Here is an 18,279-nt window from a genome sequence, read left to right as displayed (position 1 = left end):
GAGCAAGGGAGTACGGGCCCGGCCGCCCGGTCGCCCGGTCGCCCCGTCGGTCAGGCGGCCCCGGTGCCCGGTCCCTCCCCGTGCCACGAATGCCACAGCGCCGCGTACGCCCCCTCCGCCGCCACCAGCTCCTCGTGCGGGCCGAGTTCGGTCAGCAGGCCGTTCTCCATCACCGCGACCCGGTCCGCGTCGTGCGCGGTGTGCAGGCGGTGCGCGATGGCGATGACGGTACGGCCCTCCAGTACGGCGGCCAGGGCGCGCTCGGTGTGGCGGGCGGTGGCCGGATCCAGCAGGGCCGTCGCCTCGTCCAGGATCAGGGTGTGCGGGTCGGCCAACACCACGCGGGCCAGCGCGAGTTGCTGGGCCTGCGAGCCGTCCGTGGCCGAACCGTGGGCACCCAGGCCGGTGTTGAGCCCGTCCGGCAGGTCCCGCACCCATTCCTCGGCGCCGACCGCGTTCAGCGCTGCCCACAACTCCTGGTCCGTGGCGGCCGGTTCGGCGATCAGGAGGTTGTCGCGCACCGAGCCCAGGAACACGTGGTGCTCCTGGGTGACCAGCACCACCTGGCGGCGCAGTGTCTCCGGTTCCAGCCCGTGGACCGGCACCCCGCCCACGGTCACCGTGCCCTCGGTCGGCGCGTCCACGCCCGCGAGCAGCCGGCTCAGCGTGGTCTTCCCGGCGCCCGACGGGCCGACCACCGCGAGCCGCTCGCCCGGCCGCACGGTCAGGTCGACGCCGTGCAGCACCTCGCCGCCGCGCTCGTAGGCGTACCGCACGCCGGTCACGTCGATCCGGTCGTCCGCCGGAGCCGGGGCATCGTCGTCGCCCTCCGCGCGAGGCCCCCGGGCCAGCCCCTCCACGCGGGCGAACGAGGCGCCGCTGCTCTGGAGTTGCTCGACCCGCATCAGGATCTGGTCCAGCGGTTCGGCGAACTGCCGCAGATACAGGGCGGCCGCCACCACGGCGCCCAGGCCCACCTCCCCGCGCCCGTGCAGCCACCCGCCGACGAACAGCACGCCCGCCACCGGGATCGTGTACGACATCTCGACCGCCGGGAAGAACACGGTCCGCAGGAACAGCGTGTACAACCGGCTCCGCAGCGCCGTCCGCAACGTGTCCCGGCTCGCGGTGACCCGCCGCTCCTGGAGCCGGAACGCCTCCACCGTGCGGGCCCCGGACACGGTCGCCGTGAGGATCTCGGCGACCTCCGAATTGGCCGCGCCCTCCGCGAGATAGCCGTCCCGGGCCCGGCGCAGATACCAGCGCAGCGCGAACCACACCGGCGTGAGCCCCAGCACCCCGAACAGCCCGAGCAGCGGGTCGAGGACGAACACCGCGCCCATCACGAACAGCGCCTGCACCGAGTTGACCAGCAGATCCGGCCCGACATCGCGCAGGGTCGTCCCCACGATCGCCACGTCCGCCGTGCCGCGCGCGGTCAGGTCACCCGTCCCGGCCCGCTCCACCACCGACGCGGGCAGTGCCAGCGCCCGGTCGACGAAGTCCTCCCGCACCCGCGCCAGTGTGCGCTCACCGAACCGGTGCCCCACGTACCGCGCCCACCGCGCCAGCAGCAACTGGGCCAGCGCGCACGCCACGATGACCAGGGCCAGCCGGTCCACCGTGCTCACCCGGGCCCCGGCCCGCACCTCGTCCACGATCCGCCCGAGCAGCCACGGCCCGGCGAGCCCGGCCGCGGCGGCCAGCGCGTTCACCACGAGCACGACGGCGAACGCCCGCCGGTCCGCCCGCACGAGACGCAGCGCGGCCCGCCGTACGTCCGCCCGTTCCGCGACGGGCAGTTGACCCTTGGCCAGTGAGGACTGCGTCACCGTACGACCTCCTCCGCGTCCGCGTCCCGGGCCACCAGCGCGCGGTAGCCGGGCTCCTCCGCCAGCAGCCGGCGGTGGCCGCCGCTGGCCGCGACCTTGCCGTCGACCAGGTAGTGCACGGTGTCCGCGTGATCGAGGACCAGGGGGGACGTCGTCGTCACCACCGTCGTACGGCCCGTGCGCTCCGCGTGCAGCCGTAGCGCGACCGCCGCCTCCGTATGCGCGTCGAGCGCCGAGGTCGGCTCCACCGCGAGCAGCACCTCGGGCTCGGCGAGCAACGCCCGTACCAGGCGCACCCGTTGACGCTGTCCTCCGGAGAGACTGCGCCCCTGCGCGGCCACCGCCGAGTCGAGCCCCTCCGGCAGCCCCTGCACGATGTCGTCGGCGGCGGACGCGTGCACGGCCCTCGCCACCGCCTCCGCCGACCGCTCCCACCGCCCCGACACCACCTCCGTCAACGGTCCGGCGAACAGGTCGGCCTCGTTGTCGGCGACCAGGATCCGCGCCCGCACCTGCTCCAGCGGAATCCCGTCGAGCCGCACCCCGCCCCACGTCACCACGGACGGCGCGTACCGCCCGAGCCGGTCCACCACCGCCAACGCGTCGGCGGGCCGCGCCCCCACCAGCGCGGTCATCCGCCCCGGCAGCACCCGCACCCCGGAGTCGGGATCGTGCAGGGCGGCCGGTTCGGCGGGAGCGTCCAACTCCCCGTGGTCCGGAGCCGGTTCGAGCCGCAGCAGCTCTACGACCCGCCGCGCGGCCACCACGCCCCGGCTCAGCTCGTAGACCATCTGCACGAAGAACGCCACCGGGCCGATCAGCACCGCGACATAGCCGTACACCGCGACCAACTCGCCGATGCTGAGCTGCCCTTGGGCCGCCAGCCGGGCCGCGAGCCAGGTCACCACGGCGAGGAACAGCGTCGGCAGCCCGAGCCCGATCGCCTGCACCCAGCTGGCCACCGCGCCCACTCGGTACCCCTGCGCCCGTAGTCGCTGCGAGTCACGGCGGAACGCGTCAGCGAACAGCCCCTTGCCGCCAAGGCCGTTGAGGACGCGCAGGCCGCCCGCGAGGTCGCCGATGCGCGCGGTGAGCACGCTCTGCCGCTCCCGGTACTCCGTCTCCACGCTCTGCAGCCGCAGCGTCAACGGCCCCGCGAGCAACGCGATCACCGGCACACCCAGCAGCACCACGGCGGCCAGTGGTGCCGAGATCGACAGCAGCACGCCCGCGACCAAGCCGTAGACGACGAGGGCACCGAAGCCGGGCCCCACGACGGTGAGGGACTGGGCGATCGTCCACACGTCGCCGACGCCGGTGGTGATGACCTCGCCGGCCTGCGCACGGCGGGAGAGCGCGGCGCCCAGCCGGACCGTCTGGCCGACGATCAGCTTGACCGTGCGGAAGTTGGCATCGATCCGGACCCGGGTCATCGTGCGGTGGCGCATGATGCTCAGCCACGAGTTGACCGCGCCGACCACGAACAGCGCCCCGGTCCACCGGGCCAGCGCGCCCATGTTCCCCGGCACCAGCCCGTCGTCGACGGCCCGGGACATCAGATACGGTGCCGCCGCCATCAGCACCATCCACACACTCGACAGCAGCGCCCCGGACACCGCCCGCCCCGGCTGTTGCCACACCAGCCACCACAGAAACCGCCAGCCACCCCGGCAGTCCGGTGTCCCGGGATCCTCGTACGCGTCGATCATGAGCCTCCTTGCTCAGGCTGCCGGGCGCGCGCAGCCGTGAGCGATCCGGGGGTGGTTGGAGGCAACGAAGATTACCGAGCGTGAGCGCGGTTGCCCATCGAATATCGCGTGCCCGGATGCCAAGGGGCCGGTACGCGGGATGCGCGTACCGGCCCCATCAGGTGTTCGTCCGCCGGGCGTTACCCCTGGGCGGTCCTACGGCGCCGCATCCACCACACGAGCGCTCCGCCCGCCACGGCGAGGGCGCCGGCGATGCCCGCGATCAGGCCGACCGGGGTGTCGTCGCCGGTGTGGGCGAGGTCGCCACCGGGGTTGTCGGGTGCCGGTGTCGTGGGTGCCGGTGCCGGGGTGCTCCCGCCGCCACCGCCACTGTGGGTCGGGGTGGGCGTCGGCTTCCCGGTGTGGGTCGGAGTGGGAGTCGGGGTCGGTGTGGGGGTGGACGTGCCGGTGTCGTCGGCGGCCGTGTTCGCGCCGAGGAGCACCTGCCCCGTCGTGTCGGTGTTGTCGGTGAGGGTCTTCACGCTGGTCTGCGTCTGCCGGGGCAAGTAGCGGTGCTGAGCGGTGAATTGGACCTTGCCGACGTTCTGCTTGGGCTGCTTGGAGAGGTCGACGCCGCCCACGATGTAGACCTGCACGGTGCCGTTGGCCGGGACGTCGTACGTGAACTCGCCGTGCGTGTAGATGTACCGGTACTTCTGGAACAGCGCCTCGCGGGTCCAGTTCTGGTTGGGCGCGCGCAGCGGCCAGCGCGTGGCGTCGCCGCTGTTGATGATGGCGTGGTAGTCGGTGGGCGCCTTGGCGTCCTGCTGGCGGATGTACTCGGCGGCGACGCGCGCGGTGTAGACGCGGCGCAGATCGGCGTACTGGGGCGCGGTGTTGATGGTCTTCTCCACCGCGGGCACGATCATCTGGTCGATGACCCGCTGGGCCGCCTTGGTCTGGGCCTCGTCCGGGGTGCAGATCGGCTCACCGGGACCGGGCGTGACCGTGGTCTGCGCGGTCGACTTCAGACGCAGCGGGGTGTCGAGGATGTAGATGCCGCCGTCCTGCTCACGGACCTGCGCGGTCTTCGGCTCGATCCAGTTGCGCAGCCCGGGCATGCAGGGCTTGCCGTTCACCTGGGGGAGAGCGGCCCAGTAGCGCTTGCCGAGGTCGGTGGCGGGATCCATGGCCTTGTAGAAGTCGTGCTTCATCTGGAGATCGGCCTCCAGCAGCACCCGACCCGCGTCCGTCCTGCCGAACTCGGCGTCCATGATGCGGTCCGGCTCGTCGGGGTTGAGGTTGACCCAGAACTTGTCCGGGGTCAGCGCGAGCCAGGTGAAGAACGCGTCCGAGATCAACTGGGAGTTGGCCTTGCCGCCCCACCCGGACTGCTCGGTGGGGTCCTCCTTGGCGTCGAACGCGAAGTCGACGCCCTTGCCCCTGACCGGCTTGCCGACGTACTTCAGGTCCAGGGTCGAGAAGTCGACGCCACCGGGACCGCGCGGCAGACCACCCGGGTTGGCGGCGTTCTTGGCGTTCAGGAAGTCCGCCATGGTCTTCGGGGTGGGCCGCGACTCACGGATCAGATCGGTGAGCCCGCCCCGCGTGGAACCGGACTGCCCGGGCGGCTGCATCAGCCCGCTGCTCGCGCGCTCTCCGACGCCCTTGGGCGCCAACTCCACGCGATCCGTACGGTAGTTGTACTCGGTGACCCGGTTGCCGGCCAGCTGCCGCATGTCCCCGAGGAACTTCTTCGCGTCCGCCTTCTGCGGCTCGGCGAAGACGTACTTGACCTTGCTGTCCTTCCACGCCGGGTCCTTGGCCCACGCCAGGTCCTTGGGCACCTGCGTACGGTCCGGGCTGCCGTTGGACTTGATCTCCAGGATCTGTCTCGTCCGCGTGTTGTACGCGTCGAGCTTGCGCCGGTAGGTCTTGCCGGTGTCGGGGTCCTTGAACTCGACCTCCTTCTGGCAGATCCACTCCGGCCCGACCAGCCCGTGATCCTTGATCACCTTCTGCTCGAAGGCCTTGCCGCGAGGGTCGTTCCCGGAGTTCGGGATGAAGACGGCGTCCCGATAGTCGGTGAAGTTCGGGTACTTGGCCTTCTGCTGGAGCCATCGCCACCAGACCCGGTCGGGCTGCGCGGCCGGTGCCTTGGTCAGCTCGGACAGCGCGGCCTGCTTGGCGGCGGACGGCGCCCCGAGCCCGTCCCACTCCTTGGCCGGATTGACGTACGAGTAGTCGTCCCACTGCGAGGTCGCGCGGGACGCGTCGAACTGCGGCAGCCCAGTGGTCGGTCGGGTCTTGCTCGGCAGGCCGTACAACTCGTCACAGCGCTTGCCCGGGTCCAGTGGTCTCGGCGCGGCCTCCGCCGCCGTGATGCCCGGAAGCCCGGTGAGGGCCATGACCGAGGCGCACGCGAGCGCGACGACCGACCGTCGCAGCGCGCGCAACCGCCGGGCGCGTATGGGTGTTTGCACGTGATGTCCCCGTGGGGGCCCCGTAGGCATGGGGTGTTCGCGCGGCACCAGGGGCCCCCGTGGTCGATGTGGCGCCGACGAACGGACCACACGCTAGACACGCCCATGTACATGCCGAAGCCGATCCGACCTTCGGTGACCGGGTCAACTCCCCTTCTCCACAGGGCGTTCACAGGTTGGCGTGGACTCGCGGCATACGCTCGGCCGCATGAGTCCCGTATCTCCCGGCACCCGGGTGGACCCCCGGCACAGCGGGCACGCGCATCTGGTCGTGGTCCAGCCGCCCTTCGCCCCTCCGCTACGGCCGGACGAGCGACCGTCCGTCCTGGCGCACGACCCGGAGGCGGCGAGGGCGGCTGTGTTGTCGCTGTCGTCGGTCGCGGGGATTCGCGGTGAGGAGGCGCCGTCGCGGCTGGGACATCCCGAAAGCCCAGTGGACCGGGGGGAGTTGGACCTCGTACGGGCTGCCGCGTGGGGGTCCACGGTGAAGGTGACGGACCCGGCGCTCGTCGAGGACGGGGTGTTGTCCAGTGCGCTGGAGGACGAGTTCCGGGCGCAGAAGAAACTGCATCCGGATGCGCGGATCGTCGCTGTCTGTGAACGGGACTTCGGGGCGGCCTACTTGAAGATCCTGGTCGCGGTGCCCGGTGCTCCTGATCTGACGGTCGAGGGTTTCGACGAGTTGGATGTCACCGGGGACCTCCGGGCCACGCTGGCGGTTGCGGGCATCTCTCCCGAACTGCTGGGTGAGGACGAGGAGTTCGGTGACGAAGGGTTCTGCGAGTACGACGGGTTGCTGCATGCGCTGACGGGGGGTGCGCTGTCCGTGTATGCGGATGAGGAGCGCTACGAGTCGGCGTTCGTCGTTGAGCGCAGCGAGGAGGGGGAGGCGAGCGTGCGCGAGGTGTGGTTTGCCTGAGGGGCGTCCCCTCCTGGCTCTCAGAAGACGGCGAGCGGGTTGACGGGAACTCCGGTCAGGCCGTGGATACGTGGGGCCGCGACCGTGAGCAGGAAGGTGTGACGGGACAACTCCCCGCACACGGCGGCCAGTTCCTCGACGTTCGCCGCGTCGATCAGCGGCATGCCCAGTAGGACGAGGCCGATGCCGTGCAGGGGGAGCGGTGCCTCGGGGTCCGGTGCGGGGAAGGCGTCGCCGGTGTCGCCCGCGTAGAGGGACACTCCTCGGCGGTGCATCCATCGCACGGCGTCGATGCTGACGCCGGGCATCGGTGGAGCGGGTGTGGTCGGCTGCCCGAACCGGACGACCAGCGCGTCGCCGGACTCGACCGTGACGCCTTGGCGTTTCTCGGCGGCGTCGAGGTCCTGTGCGGTGACGGCATGGCCGACGGGGAGCGGGCCGGTCGCCGCGAGATCGAGCAGCACCCCTCGCGTGACCACACCGGCGGCGAACGCCGTCGTAGAACCGTGGGTGACGCCGGCCGGGGACACGCTGTCGGTGAGGAGTCGGCCCGGGTAGACCCGGCCGTCGAGCGACTGGTGGGCGAGAGCGTCCAAGTGGGTTGAACGCGGGTGGTGGTTGGTGACCAGGACGACGTCCGTGGTCGCGTGTGCCGCTGGGCCGGTGTGGGCCATCAGCTGCTGGACCGGGGAGGCCTCCGTCGTGGTCGGGGTGAAGGGGCCGCTGATGAGGGGGGGTCGGGCGGATCGGCAGGGCCAGGGACACCGAGCGGCCGGTGCGGACCTCGGCGGCCGCTCGGGCGCGGGTCTTGTCGGTGATCAGGTTGAGCGTGCCGAGTTCGTCGTCGTCGCCCCATCGGCCCCAGTTGCTCGGCAGGTCGCTTGAGTCGGCCGAGTCCTCTGACTGCTCCGCGGCCATTGCTTCTCTACTCCTTGCTCTGCAGATTTCCCAACGGGTCGGGATCTCCGGCCAGTTCGGCGGCTGCCTTCTGCCACGCGGTGTCCTCGGGGTTGAGGGCGCTGCGCAGGAACGCCGTGGTGAGGCGCTGGAGCAGGGCGACGCGGGCGGGGCTTTCGTCCGTCGTCTCTGCTACCTCGTAACCGGGGATGCCGCCGAGTGAGTGCTCCGCGCCGTAGAGGGTGAGCAGGGTCTTGTCGCCCGGGCTGTAGGTGTACGGGTCGGTGAACCAGTCCGGGCCGCGGGTGGAGAGCTGGGACTGGTCGTGGTCCCCGGCGACGATCAGTGCCGGTGGGGTCATCGTGGCGAACGACGGCCTCATGAAAGGGAGTTGCTCGGCGGCGAACGGGGTCAGGTCGTCGCCCAGGCCGGTCAGGGCGAGGAGTACGCCCGCCTTGACGCGGGGGTCGGACAGGTCCTCGCCGGGTACGCCGTCGGGGTCGAGGACGCGGGCGCCCAGGAGCGTGCTCGCCGTCTGGGCTCCCCAGGAGTGACCGGCCACGGCGATGCGATCGCGGTCGAGGCGTCCGGCGAGGCCTGGCACGGAGGCTTCCAGGACGGTGAGTTCGTCCAGTGTGCGGGTGAGGTCCTCGATGCGGATGCGCCAGATCTCCGGGAAGCGAGGGTCCTCGTGCGGGATGCCGAGCGTCCTGGAGTCGAGGTGCGTGGGCTGGACGACCACGAAACCGTGGGCGGCCCAGTGGTCCGCCAGTGGGGCGTAGCCGTTCATCGACCAGCCGAAGCCGTGCGAGAAGACGACGACCGGTAGAGCGTCGCCGGTCACGGGTGCGGAGACGCGGACCTGGAGGTCCTCGCCCCGGCCTGGGGCGGGGAGGATCACCGGCTTCACGGACACGATGGCGGGGTTCGAGTCGGACATGGGTGTGCTTCCGTTCTGGGGGTGTGCCCCGTGGGCTTCAGCGGCGGCGCAGGGACGGGTCGAGGAGTGCGGGCGGGGTGTCGTTCTTCTCGTGGGCGGCGAGGTCGGTGCCGGGGGCGACGATCGTGTCGATCGCGTCCAGTACGTCGGCGGAGAGCACCGTGTCCGCGGCGGCGAGCTGGCTGTGCAGGTGGTCCAGGGTGCGCGGGCCGATCAGCGCGCTGGTCACGGCGGGGTGCGCGGTGACGAAACCGAGCGCGAGCTGGATCATCGTGAGCCCGGCCTCGTCGGCGACCTTGGCCAGCTGTTCGACGGCGTCGAGCTTGGCCCGGTTGGCGGGGACGGTGGTGTCGAAGCGCTGCGGCATGAACGCGGAGCGGCTGGTGGTGACCTCCCGGCCCTCGCGGATCGCGCCGGACAGCCAGCCCGAGGCGAGCGGGCTCCAGGCCAGGACGCCGAGGCCGTACTCCTCGGTCACGGGCAGGACGTGGGTCTCGATGCCGCGCTGGAGGATCGAGTAGCTGGGCTGCTCGGTGACGTAACGGCCCAGGTGGTTCTCCCGGGCGGCCCACTGCGCCTGGACGATGCGGTACGCGGGGAAGGTCGAGGAGCCGAAGTAGCGGATCTTTCCCGCGCGTTGGAGGTCCGTCAGCGCGGAGAGGGTCTCCTCGTCGCTGGTGCGGGGGTCCCAGCGGTGGATCTGGTAGAGGTCGACGTGGTCCACGCCGAGCCTGCGCAGGCTGTTGTCCAGCTCGGTCACCAGCCAGCGGCGCGAACCGCCCTGGTGGTTGCGCTCCTCGCCCATCGGCAGGCTCGCCTTCGTGGCCAGCACGATGTCGTCCCGGCGGCCGGCGATCGCCTTGCCGAGCAGCTCCTCCGACTCGCCGCCGCTGTACGCGTCCGCGGTGTCGATGAGATTGACCCCGCCCGCGAGAGCGGCGTCGACGATGGCCGTGACCTCCTCCTGGCTCGTCCGCCCGATCCTGCCGAAGTTCATCGCGCCGAGCGCGAGCGTGCTGACCTGTACGCCGGTGCGGCCGAGAGTGCGGTATTGCATGACCGGGGCCTCCGAGATCACGTAAGTGGAACCTTGTTCCGGTAACGATACGGAACGGGGTTCCGGTTAGCAAGCCGGGAGGGGTGGGGGGAGGTGCGTTGGCGGCTTGCGGTGCGTCGTGGCTGGTCGCGCAGTTCCCCGCGCCCCTAGAAGACACGGCGGGCCGGCATTTTCAGGGGCGCGGGGAACTGCGCGACCAGCCCCCACCGGCCGGTAGCCGAAAAACTGCCCAACTCGCGGACCCCGCTTACGCCAGGCTGTCCCGCCAGGCCCGGTGCAGATCCGCGAACCGCCCCGTCCCCGCGATGAGTTCGGCGGGGGTGCCGTCCTCGACGACTCGCCCGTGTTCCATGACCAGCACCCGGTCCGCGATCTCGACCGTGGACAGCCGGTGGGCGATCACCACCGCCGTACGGCCGCGCAGGACCGTCGACATGGCGCGCTGTACAGCCTGTTCGCCCGGGATGTCGAGGGAGCTGGTCGCCTCGTCGAGGATGAGGACGGCGGGGTCGGCGAGCAACGCCCGTGCGAACGCGACGAGTTGGCGCTGACCGGCCGAGATACGGCCACCCCGCTTGCGTACGTCCGTGTCGTAGCCGTCGGGCAGGGCGCTGATGAAGTCGTGCGCGCCGATCGCCTTCGCGGCCCGCTCGATCTCCTCGCGGGGTGCGTCCGGGCGCCCGATCGCGATGTTCTCGGCGACCGTGCCGGAGAACAGGAACGCCTCCTGCGTCACCATCACCACCCCGCGCCGCAGTTCGGGCGCGGAGAGGTCGCGCAGGTCGACTCCGTCGAGCAGTACCCGCCCCTCCGAAGGGTCGTAGAAGCGGGCCAGCAGCTTGGCCAGGGTGGACTTGCCCGCGCCGGTGGAGCCGACGACGGCGACGGTCTGGCCGGCCGGGAGGGTGAGGTCGAAGACGGGCAGGACCTCGCCGCCGGTGCGATAGCCGAAGCGGACGCCGTCGAAGACAACCTCGCGGCCGGGTTGATCTGTCTCAAGTGCCGGGAGCTGGACAGGGGTTGAGGCTTCGGGGACCGACGGGGTCTGGGCCAGCAACCCCGCGATCTTCTCCAGGGAAGCCGCGGCCGACTGGTATGAGTTGAGGAACATGCCGAGCCGGTCGATCGGGTCGTAGAGCCGCCGTAGATACAGCACCGCGGCGGCCAGTACGCCCAACTCCAGTGAGTCGTCCGCGACTCGGGTCGCGCCCCACAGCACGATCACCGCGACGGCCGTGTTGGCGACCAGGCGGGAGCCGGTGACATAGCGGGCCATCTCCAACAGGGCGTCGCCGTTGGAGCGTTCGTGCTGTTGGTTGAGGACGCGGAAGTCGGCGTCGTTGACGTCCTCGCGGCGGAACGCGCGGACCGGGCGGATGCCGTTCATCGTCTCCACGAACTTCACGATCACGCGCGCGATCGCCGTGGAACGGATCGCGTACACCCGTACCGCGCGCCGCTGGTAGACCCGCACCAGCAGGTACAACGGCACGAAGGACGCCACCGCGACCGCGCCGAGGCCCAGGTCCAGCCAGAGCAGCATCGCCGAGATGTACACGAACGACAGGATGACCGTGATCAGCTCCTGGAGCCCCTCGCTGAGCAGTTCGCGCAGGGCCTCGATGTCCGTGGTGGAACGGGAGATGAGCCGGCCGGACGTGTACCGCTCATGGAAGTCGATGCTGAGCGCCTGCGCGTGCCGGAAGATACGGCCGCGCAGATCGAGCAGCACGTCCTGGTTGACGCGGGCGGAGGCGCCGATGAAGGCGTACTGGAGTCCGCCGGAGATCAGCGCGCAGAGCAGGTAGCCCGCTCCTACGGCGATCAGCGGACCGTGGTCGTCGTTCCGGAACGCCGGTACCGCGCGGTCGATGGCGTACGCCACGAGGAGTGGGCCCACCTGTACGGCCGCCTGCTGTAGCAGCAGGATGAGGGTCGTGACGGTGACCCGTGCCTTCATGGGCGCGAGCAGGGAGCGCAGCAGGGCGCCGGTCGCGCCCGGGGGAGTGGGCAGGACGTCGTGGTCGAAAGGGTCGCCTGCGGTGGCGGGCGGGCGCGGGGGTTCGGGGTTGTCGTCGCCGCCGGTGGTGGGGGCGGAGGTGGTGGTCGCGGTCATCGTTCGTCCCCCTGGTGCTCGGCACCCGACATCAGGTACGCGTACTCCGTGTTCGTCCGCAGGAGTTCCTGGTGGGTGCCGACCGCAGTGATGCGGCCGTCGGACAGGAGGGCCACGCGGTCGGCGAGCAGCACCGTGGACGGGCGGTGGGCCACGATCAACGCCGTGGTGTCGGCCAGGACTTGGCGCAGGGCGGCCTCAACTGCGGCCTCGGTGTGGACGTCCAGGGCGGAGAGCGGGTCGTCCAGGACCAGGAAGCGGGGGTTGCCCACCACCGCTCTTGCCAGGGCGAGGCGTTGGCGTTGGCCGCCGGAGAGGCTCAGGCCCTGTTCGCCCACCTGGGTGTCCGTGCCCTGGGGCAGCGCGTGCACGAAGTCCGCCTGCGCGACGGCCAGGGCTTGTTCCAACTCCGGTTGTCCCGCGCCCTCTTCTGACCCCATGAGTACGTTCTCCCCGACGCTGGCCGAGAACAACGTGGGTTCCTCGAAGGCCACGGCGACGAGGGCGCGCAGCGATTCCCGGGGCATGGCGGTGATGTCCTTGCCGTCCAGTGTGATCTGGCCGGAGGTCACCTCGTGGAGGCGGGGGACGAGGGCGGTCAGGGTGGTTTTGCCGGTGCCTGTGGCGCCTACCAGGGCCATGGATTCGCCGGGTCTGATGTGCAGGTTGATGTTGTCGAGGGTGGGCGGGGAATCAGGCGGGGCGTCGGAGTAGCGGAAGGAGACTGAGGAGAAACGGATGCCATCGTTGTCGGGTGACGGCCGGTGGGGGCTGGTCGCGCAGTTCCCCGCGCCCCTGAAAGGCGCTTCCTCCTCCCGCGTTTCATCCATTACCTCAAAGAACCGCTCCGTCGCCGTCGCCGCCTCCTGGCTCATTGCCAGCAGGAAGCCGATCGACTCCACCGGCCAGCGCAGGGCGAGGGCCGTGGACAGGAACGCCACCAGCGTGCCCGCCGACAGACCCCCGTCCGCGACCTGCACCGTTCCCACCACCAGCGCCGCCCCTAGGGCCAGTTCGGGGAGGGTCACGATGACGCCCCAGATCGTGGCCAGGAGTTGAGCCTTGCGGAGTTCCGTGCCGCGCAGGGTGCGGGACAGGTCGCGGAAGGCGCGGGCCTGGGTGCGGTGGCGGCCGAAGCCCTTGATGATGCGGATGCCGAGGACGCTCTCCTCGACGACCGTCGTCAGGTCGCCGACCTGGTCCTGTGCGCGGCGCGCCACGTGCGCGTACCGCTGCTCGAAGATCACGCACGTGATGATCACCGGGATGGCGGGCCCGAGGATCACCAGCCCCAGTGTCCAGTCCTGGAGCAGCATGATGATCACGCCCACCAGGATCGTCACGGCGTTGACCAGCAGGAACGTCAGCGGGAAGGCGAGGAACATGCGGAGCAGCATCAGGTCCGTGGTGCCTCGGGAGAGGAGCTGGCCCGACGGCCATCTGTCGTGGAAGGACACCGGCAGGCGTTGCAAGTGCCGGTACAGGTCCGCCCGCATTTCCGCCTCGACGTGCGACAGCGGCCGTGCGACCAGCCACCGCCGCAGCCCGAACAGGCCCGCCTCCGCGATCCCGAGCAGCAGCAGATACAGCGCCCCGAGCCACACACCCGCCGTGTCCCGGTCGGCGACCGGCCCGTCCACCATCCACTTCAGGACGAGCGGGAACACCAGGCCCGTACAGGACGCTACGACGGCGACCCCGGCCGCGGCGAACAGCCGTACCCGCACGGGGCGGACGTACGGCCACAGCCGCGCGAGCGTGCGGACGGCGGACCGGTCGGAGTGGTCCTCGGCGGAGGCGGGTGTCGTGGTCATCACGGGCGAGCCTACGGACCACCACTGACATCGCCCACCGAGTTTTGGCCGGACCCGGATCGGCCGTTGGTCCTACGACCTGGGTGTTCGGGGGGTCGTAGCGGCACATCAAGGGGAGTCGTAGTCGCGCATCAACCGATCGGTTGATGTCCCTTCGAGCGCGATGGGCGATGTGGCGGACCCGGCGCCGGCGGGACCCTCGGTACATGCCAGCCACACCAGTCATCGAAGTCACCGCACTACGGAAGTCCTACGGCGGCCGGGCCGTCGTGGACGGGGTCTCCTTCGCCGTCGAGGAGGGCGAGATCTTCGGGATCCTCGGCCCGAACGGCGCCGGCAAGACCACCACCGTCGAGTGCGTCGAGGGCCTGCGGGTTCCCGACGCGGGCCGGGTCCGCGTCACCGGACTCGACCCCGTCGCCGACCACGAAGAGGTCGCCCGGGTCCTCGGCGCCCAGTTGCAGGAGAGCGAGCTCCAGGCCAAGCTCACCGTCCGCGAGGCGCTGGAGCTGTACGCGTCCTTCTATCCGCATCCCGCCGACTGGCAGCCGCTGGCCGAACGCCTGGGCCTGACCGCCAAGTTGGCCACCCGGTTCGCGAAACTGTCCGGCGGGCAGAAGCAGCGTCTGTTCATCGCGCTCGCGCTGATCGGCAACCCCCGTGTCGTCGTCCTCGACGAGCTGACCACCGGCCTCGACCCGCGTGCCCGCCGTGACACCTGGCAGCTGATCGAGGACGTGCGGGCGAGCGGGGTCACCGTCCTGCTGGTCACGCACTTCATGGAGGAGGCGCAGCGGCTGTGCGACCGGATCGCCGTGATCGACAAGGGGCGGGTGGCCGCCCTGGACACCCCGGAGGGGCTGATCCGGCGTTCGGCGGGCTCCACCGTCATCAGTTTCACGCCCTCCGCGGCGGTGGACGACGGTGATCTGAACGGGCTCCCCGCGCTCACCTCCGTGGCCCGCAAGGACGGCCGGATCACGCTCTCCGGCTCCGACGAGACCGTCAACGCGGTCATCACGCTGCTCGCCCGCAACCACATCACCGCCCACCAACTCCGGGTCTCCGACGCCACGTTGGACGACGCGTTCCTGGACCTGACGGAGGTCACCGCATGAACACCGCAGTCCTGCGCACCGAGTTGAAGCTCTTCCGCCGCGAACCGGGCGCCCTCTTCTGGATTTTGCTCTTCCCGACCCTGCTGCTGGTGATCCTGGGTTCCATCCCGGGCTTCCGCCACCACGAGGCCGACCTCGGCGGTCTGCGCACGATCGACGTGTACGTCCCGGTCGCCGTCCTGCTCGGCATGATCGTCGGCGCGCTCCAGTCGATGCCGCAGAACCTCACCGGCTACCGCGAACGCGGCATCCTCCGCCGTATGTCCGCCACCCCGGTCCGCCCGACCGCCCTGCTCTCCGCCCAGATGGTCGTCTACGGCCTGGCCGCCCTGGCCTCCGCCCTGTGCGCGCTGATCGTCGGCCGCCTGGCCTTCGACGTACGCCTGCCGAAGCAGCCCGCCGGCTATCTCCTCGCCCTGCTCCTCGCGATCCTGGCCGCGCTCGCGCTGGGCGCGGTGGTCTCGTCGCTGTCCCGGACGACGAAGATCGCCGGTGCGATCGGGTCGGCCGTGTTCTTCCCGATGATGTTCTGCGCGGGCGTGTGGATCCCGGTGAACTCCATGCCGGACGTCATGGCCCGCATCGTCGGCTACACCCCGTTCGGTGCCGCCGCCGAGGCCCTGAACCGGGCGGCGGCCGGGAACTGGCCGGGCTGGACGCACCTGGGCGTGCTGGTCGCCTGGACCGTGCTGCTGACCGCCGGCGCCTCGCGCTGGTTCCGCTGGGAGTAGGGGAGACCGCCGTGCAGACTGGGGAGATGACCACCAGGGACAGGCAGATCGACCGGCGCTGGGAGCAGCTGCACACCTGGGGACCGTACGGGCTGCTCGGTATCAGTGTCGTCCTCGCGTTCGCCTCCTCCGGTCTGTTCGACTACTCCTCCGCCCAGTGGTGGGCCGGCTGGTCCCTGGCCGGCGCCGGGCTCGTCCTCCAGCTGTGGTGGCACGGCACCCGCTCCCGCCGCCCCGGCCGCGGCCGGATTCCGTCGCGGGCGGGGACCGTGTACTACGTCGTCCGCTGGGCCATCGCCTTCGCCCTCACCTGGATCGACCCGTTCTTCGCGTTCTACGCGGCCTCCGGCTTCATGGACGCCGACGAACTGATCCCGGGCACGGTGGCGCAGCGGGTCGGGCTGTTCGCGAGCGCGGTCACCGTGGCCGGAGCGCAGGCCGGCGGGATGCCGTTCGGGAGCGGGCTCCAATGGGTGCTCTTCGCGGCGCTCGTGGCCGCCAACTCCGGCCTGCAGATGGCGATCGCGCATCTCACCGAGCAGGAGTCACTGCGCTCCCGCGAGCGCAACGAGACCATCACCGAACTCGAACGCGCCAACATCGCCCTCCAGCAGGCCCTAGACGAGAACGCCGCCCTGCACGCCCAACTCCTCGTCCAGGCAAGGGAAGCCGGGGTCGCCGACGAACGCCGACGCCTCGCCGCCGAGATCCACGACACGATCGCCCAGGGTCTGACCGGCATCATCGCGCAGCTCCAAGTCGTGGCGAACGCACCCGACTTGACCACCGCCCGTACCCACCTCGAACGCGCCTCCACCCTCGCCCGGCACAGCCTCGGCGAGGCCCGCCGCTCCGTGCAGAACCTCGCACCCATCGCCCTGGAGAACGACGGACTGCCCGAGGCCCTGAAGAACACGGTCGCGGAGTGGGGCGAACGCACCGCCGTCCGCGCCGAGTTCACCGTCACCGGCATCACCGAGCAGCTCCACGACGAGATCTCGGCGACCCTGCTGCGCATCGCCCAGGAGGCGTTGTCGAACGCGGCCCGGCACGCCCGCGCCACCCGCGTCGGCGTGACCCTCAGCTTCCTGGGCGACGAGGTCATCCTCGACATCCGCGACGACGGCCAAGGCTTCGACCCGCTCGCCCTCCCCGAACGCACCCGCACCGGCGGCTTCGGCCTCGACGGCATGCGCGCCCGCGCCGAACGCATCGCGGGCTCCCTCACCATCGAGTCCGAGCCGGGGCACGGCACGGCCCTGTCGGCTCGCGTACCGTTGGTCCGCCATGAGTGACGAGTTGCTGATCTCCCTGTTGATCGTCGACGACCATCCCGTCGTACGGGACGGTCTGCGCGGCATGTTCGAGTCCGCGCCCGGATTCCGCGTCCTGGGCGAGGCGTCCAACGGGGTGGAGGCCGTGGAGCGGGCCGCCGACCTCGACCCCGACGTGATCCTGATGGACCTGCGGATGCCGGGCGGCGCGGGCGTCGACGCCATCCGCGAACTGACCCGCCGGACCGCCCGCGCGAAGGTGCTCGTCCTGACGACGTACGACACCGACTCCGACACGCTCCCCGCGATCGAGGCGGGCGCGACGGGTTATCTGCTGAAGGACGCCCCGCGCGACGAACTCTTCGGCGCCGTCCGCGCGGCGGCGGAAGGCCGCACGGTCCTCTCACCCGCCGTCGCCTCCCGCCTGGTCTCCGCGGTCCGCAGCCCCCAGTCGCCGGGCAACGAACCGCTCTCCGCCCGCGAACGCGAGGTCCTCGCCCTGGTCGCCAAGGGCACCTCCAACCGCGAGATCGCCCGCGAACTCTTCATCAGCGAGGCGACCGTGAAGACCCATCTCACCCACCTGTACGGCAAGTTGGGCGTGAAGGACCGGGCGGCGGCCGTCGCGGTGGCGTACGACCGGGGCATCCTGGGCCGCCCCGGGTAGAGCGGGCCCTCAGCCCATCGCCGCGCGCAGACTGCGCACCCCGGCCAGCGGCCCGCGCAACCCGGTCGGGGTGCGGATGCCGTTCGCGGCCAGGAACTGGCGCACCGACCTGATGTTCGCGGCGCTCTCGATCGTGATCTGGGCCTCGACCGTCCGGTGCTCGAAGGCGTTGGTCACCTGCACGAGGAACCGGTACGGCGTGCGCGGACGCAGCGGGTGGTCCGTCGTGAACGTGCCCGAGTAGCGTGCGCCGGACGCGTCGATGCCATGGGAATAGAGCCGTGGCTGATCGTCCGGGCCCCAGAAGATAGTGCCCCCGGTGTAGGAGTACGACGCCCAGGAGATCGTGATCAGGTTCTCGTGCCCGAGGGTCTTCGGCTGCCGGTCGACCAGGCCCAGCACGGGCACGCGGGGCACCGGTTCGGGATTCCCGGGCGAGCCGCCGCCGGGGACCACGATCTGGAAGGCACCGGCCTGCACGTCGTCCGGCGGTCCGTTCCACTTGAACACCACGTCCCCCGTCAACAGGGTCCCCGTGTACGGCTGGAGCACGGCCTGGGGCAGGTCGGCCGAGCGGACCGACCCGTCCATGATCTCGGTGGCGATGCCGTGCGGGAGCTCCACCCACACCGCGTCGGGTTCCTCGGGGTCGGGGAAGAACCGGTCCAGGTCCCACTCCAGGTGCAGGGCACCCTCGTCCGTGATGGTGCCGACGATGTTCGCGGGCGGTTTGCGCGACATGA

At 71.0% G+C, this 18,279-nt stretch carries 14 protein-coding genes; 5 read left to right on the top strand and 9 right to left on the bottom strand.

The window, feature by feature from the left end; translation table 11 throughout:
• Positions 1-50 precede the first annotated feature (50 nt).
• The 3 genes from OG504_RS17835 to OG504_RS17825 form a co-directional block, all read right to left on the bottom strand.
• A complete protein-coding gene (locus OG504_RS17835) occupies positions 51-1,817 on the bottom strand; it encodes an ABC transporter ATP-binding protein (protein ID WP_405996362.1) in 1,767 nt (588 codons plus the stop codon).
• Between the two features lie 11 nt (positions 1,818-1,828).
• Positions 1,829-3,541, bottom strand: coding sequence for an ABC transporter ATP-binding protein (locus OG504_RS17830; protein ID WP_405990715.1), 1,713 nt, complete (start codon positions 3,539-3,541; stop codon positions 1,829-1,831).
• A gap of 179 nt (positions 3,542-3,720) precedes the next feature.
• On the bottom strand, positions 3,721-6,003 hold the full coding sequence (locus OG504_RS17825) for an LPXTG cell wall anchor domain-containing protein (RefSeq protein ID WP_405990714.1): 2,283 nt from the start codon (positions 6,001-6,003) through the stop codon (positions 3,721-3,723).
• 208 nt (positions 6,004-6,211) lie between these two features.
• Here OG504_RS17825 and OG504_RS17820 point away from each other — a divergent pair, with 208 nt between their 5' ends.
• Entirely contained in the window at positions 6,212-6,922 is a 711-nt protein-coding gene (locus OG504_RS17820) for a DUF6333 family protein (RefSeq protein WP_405990713.1), read from the top strand.
• Positions 6,923-6,942: 20 nt separating this feature from the next.
• Here the strand turns inward: OG504_RS17820 and OG504_RS17815 are convergent, their stop codons facing one another.
• From OG504_RS17815 to OG504_RS17795, 5 genes are all read right to left on the bottom strand, one after another.
• Entirely contained in the window at positions 6,943-7,596 is a 654-nt protein-coding gene (locus OG504_RS17815) for a cyclase family protein (RefSeq protein ID WP_405990712.1), read from the bottom strand.
• A gap of 251 nt (positions 7,597-7,847) precedes the next feature.
• Complete coding sequence (locus tag OG504_RS17810) at positions 7,848-8,759, bottom strand: alpha/beta hydrolase family protein (RefSeq protein WP_405990711.1); 912 nt, start codon at positions 8,757-8,759, stop codon at positions 7,848-7,850.
• A 37-nt stretch (positions 8,760-8,796) separates the two neighbouring features.
• A complete protein-coding gene (locus OG504_RS17805; RefSeq protein WP_405990710.1) occupies positions 8,797-9,816 on the bottom strand; it encodes an aldo/keto reductase in 1,020 nt (339 codons plus the stop codon).
• A 247-nt stretch (positions 9,817-10,063) separates the two neighbouring features.
• Positions 10,064-11,932 carry an ABC transporter ATP-binding protein gene (locus OG504_RS17800; RefSeq protein WP_405990709.1) on the bottom strand — a complete coding sequence of 623 codons (1,869 nt, stop codon included), beginning with the start codon at positions 11,930-11,932 and terminating at the stop codon, positions 10,064-10,066.
• Positions 11,929-13,746, bottom strand: coding sequence for an ABC transporter ATP-binding protein (locus OG504_RS17795; protein WP_405990708.1), 1,818 nt, complete (start codon positions 13,744-13,746; stop codon positions 11,929-11,931). The genes OG504_RS17800 and OG504_RS17795 overlap by 4 nt, the downstream gene beginning before the upstream one ends.
• Before the next feature lie 206 nt (positions 13,747-13,952).
• On the opposite strand from OG504_RS17795, the gene OG504_RS17790 reads away from it, so the two are divergent.
• From OG504_RS17790 to OG504_RS17775, 4 genes are read left to right on the top strand one after another with little or no spacing between them, the layout of a single operon-like run.
• Complete coding sequence (locus OG504_RS17790) at positions 13,953-14,864, top strand: ABC transporter ATP-binding protein (RefSeq protein ID WP_405990707.1); 912 nt, start codon at positions 13,953-13,955, stop codon at positions 14,862-14,864.
• Positions 14,861-15,595, top strand: a complete 735-nt coding sequence (locus tag OG504_RS17785; RefSeq protein ID WP_405990706.1) for an ABC transporter permease — start codon at positions 14,861-14,863, stop codon at positions 15,593-15,595. The genes OG504_RS17790 and OG504_RS17785 overlap by 4 nt, the downstream gene beginning before the upstream one ends.
• A 26-nt stretch (positions 15,596-15,621) precedes the next feature.
• The gene (locus tag OG504_RS17780; RefSeq protein ID WP_405990705.1) at positions 15,622-16,890 is read left to right on the top strand and encodes a sensor histidine kinase; all 1,269 of its coding nucleotides are present in this window, start codon (positions 15,622-15,624) and stop codon (positions 16,888-16,890) included.
• On the top strand, positions 16,883-17,536 hold the full coding sequence (locus OG504_RS17775; protein WP_405990704.1) for a response regulator: 654 nt from the start codon (positions 16,883-16,885) through the stop codon (positions 17,534-17,536). The genes OG504_RS17780 and OG504_RS17775 overlap by 8 nt, the downstream gene beginning before the upstream one ends.
• A 9-nt stretch (positions 17,537-17,545) precedes the next feature.
• On the opposite strand, the gene OG504_RS17770 is transcribed toward OG504_RS17775, so the two are convergent.
• Positions 17,546-18,277, bottom strand: coding sequence for a hypothetical protein (locus tag OG504_RS17770; RefSeq protein WP_405990703.1), 732 nt, complete (start codon positions 18,275-18,277; stop codon positions 17,546-17,548).
• Between the last annotated feature and the right edge of the window lie 2 nt (positions 18,278-18,279).

This window comes from Streptomyces sp. NBC_00986, assembly GCF_045162565.1.
Classification (GTDB): domain Bacteria; phylum Actinomycetota; class Actinomycetes; order Streptomycetales; family Streptomycetaceae; genus Streptomyces.
Note: the sequence above shows the minus strand (reverse complement) of the source record. Positions and strands in the feature narration are given on the sequence as shown.

Excerpts from the sequence above, each read along its gene's own strand:
- OG504_RS17830 (WP_405990715.1), bottom strand. The coding sequence starts at position 3,541 with ATGATCGACGCGTACGAGGATCCCGGGACACCGGACTGCCGGGGTGGC.
- OG504_RS17820 (WP_405990713.1), top strand. The coding sequence starts at position 6,212 with ATGAGTCCCGTATCTCCCGGCACCCGGGTGGACCCCCGGCACAGCGGG.
- OG504_RS17815 (WP_405990712.1), bottom strand. The coding sequence starts at position 7,596 with ATGGCCCACACCGGCCCAGCGGCACACGCGACCACGGACGTCGTCCTG.
- OG504_RS17810 (WP_405990711.1), bottom strand. The coding sequence starts at position 8,759 with ATGTCCGACTCGAACCCCGCCATCGTGTCCGTGAAGCCGGTGATCCTC.
- OG504_RS17805 (WP_405990710.1), bottom strand. The coding sequence starts at position 9,816 with ATGCAATACCGCACTCTCGGCCGCACCGGCGTACAGGTCAGCACGCTC.
- OG504_RS17800 (WP_405990709.1), bottom strand. The coding sequence starts at position 11,932 with ATGACCGCGACCACCACCTCCGCCCCCACCACCGGCGGCGACGACAAC.
- OG504_RS17795 (WP_405990708.1), bottom strand. The coding sequence starts at position 13,746 with ATGACCACGACACCCGCCTCCGCCGAGGACCACTCCGACCGGTCCGCC.
- OG504_RS17790 (WP_405990707.1), top strand. The coding sequence starts at position 13,953 with ATGCCAGCCACACCAGTCATCGAAGTCACCGCACTACGGAAGTCCTAC.
- OG504_RS17785 (WP_405990706.1), top strand. The coding sequence starts at position 14,861 with ATGAACACCGCAGTCCTGCGCACCGAGTTGAAGCTCTTCCGCCGCGAA.
- OG504_RS17780 (WP_405990705.1), top strand. The coding sequence starts at position 15,622 with ATGACCACCAGGGACAGGCAGATCGACCGGCGCTGGGAGCAGCTGCAC.
- OG504_RS17775 (WP_405990704.1), top strand. The coding sequence starts at position 16,883 with ATGAGTGACGAGTTGCTGATCTCCCTGTTGATCGTCGACGACCATCCC.
- OG504_RS17770 (WP_405990703.1), bottom strand. The coding sequence starts at position 18,277 with ATGTCGCGCAAACCGCCCGCGAACATCGTCGGCACCATCACGGACGAG.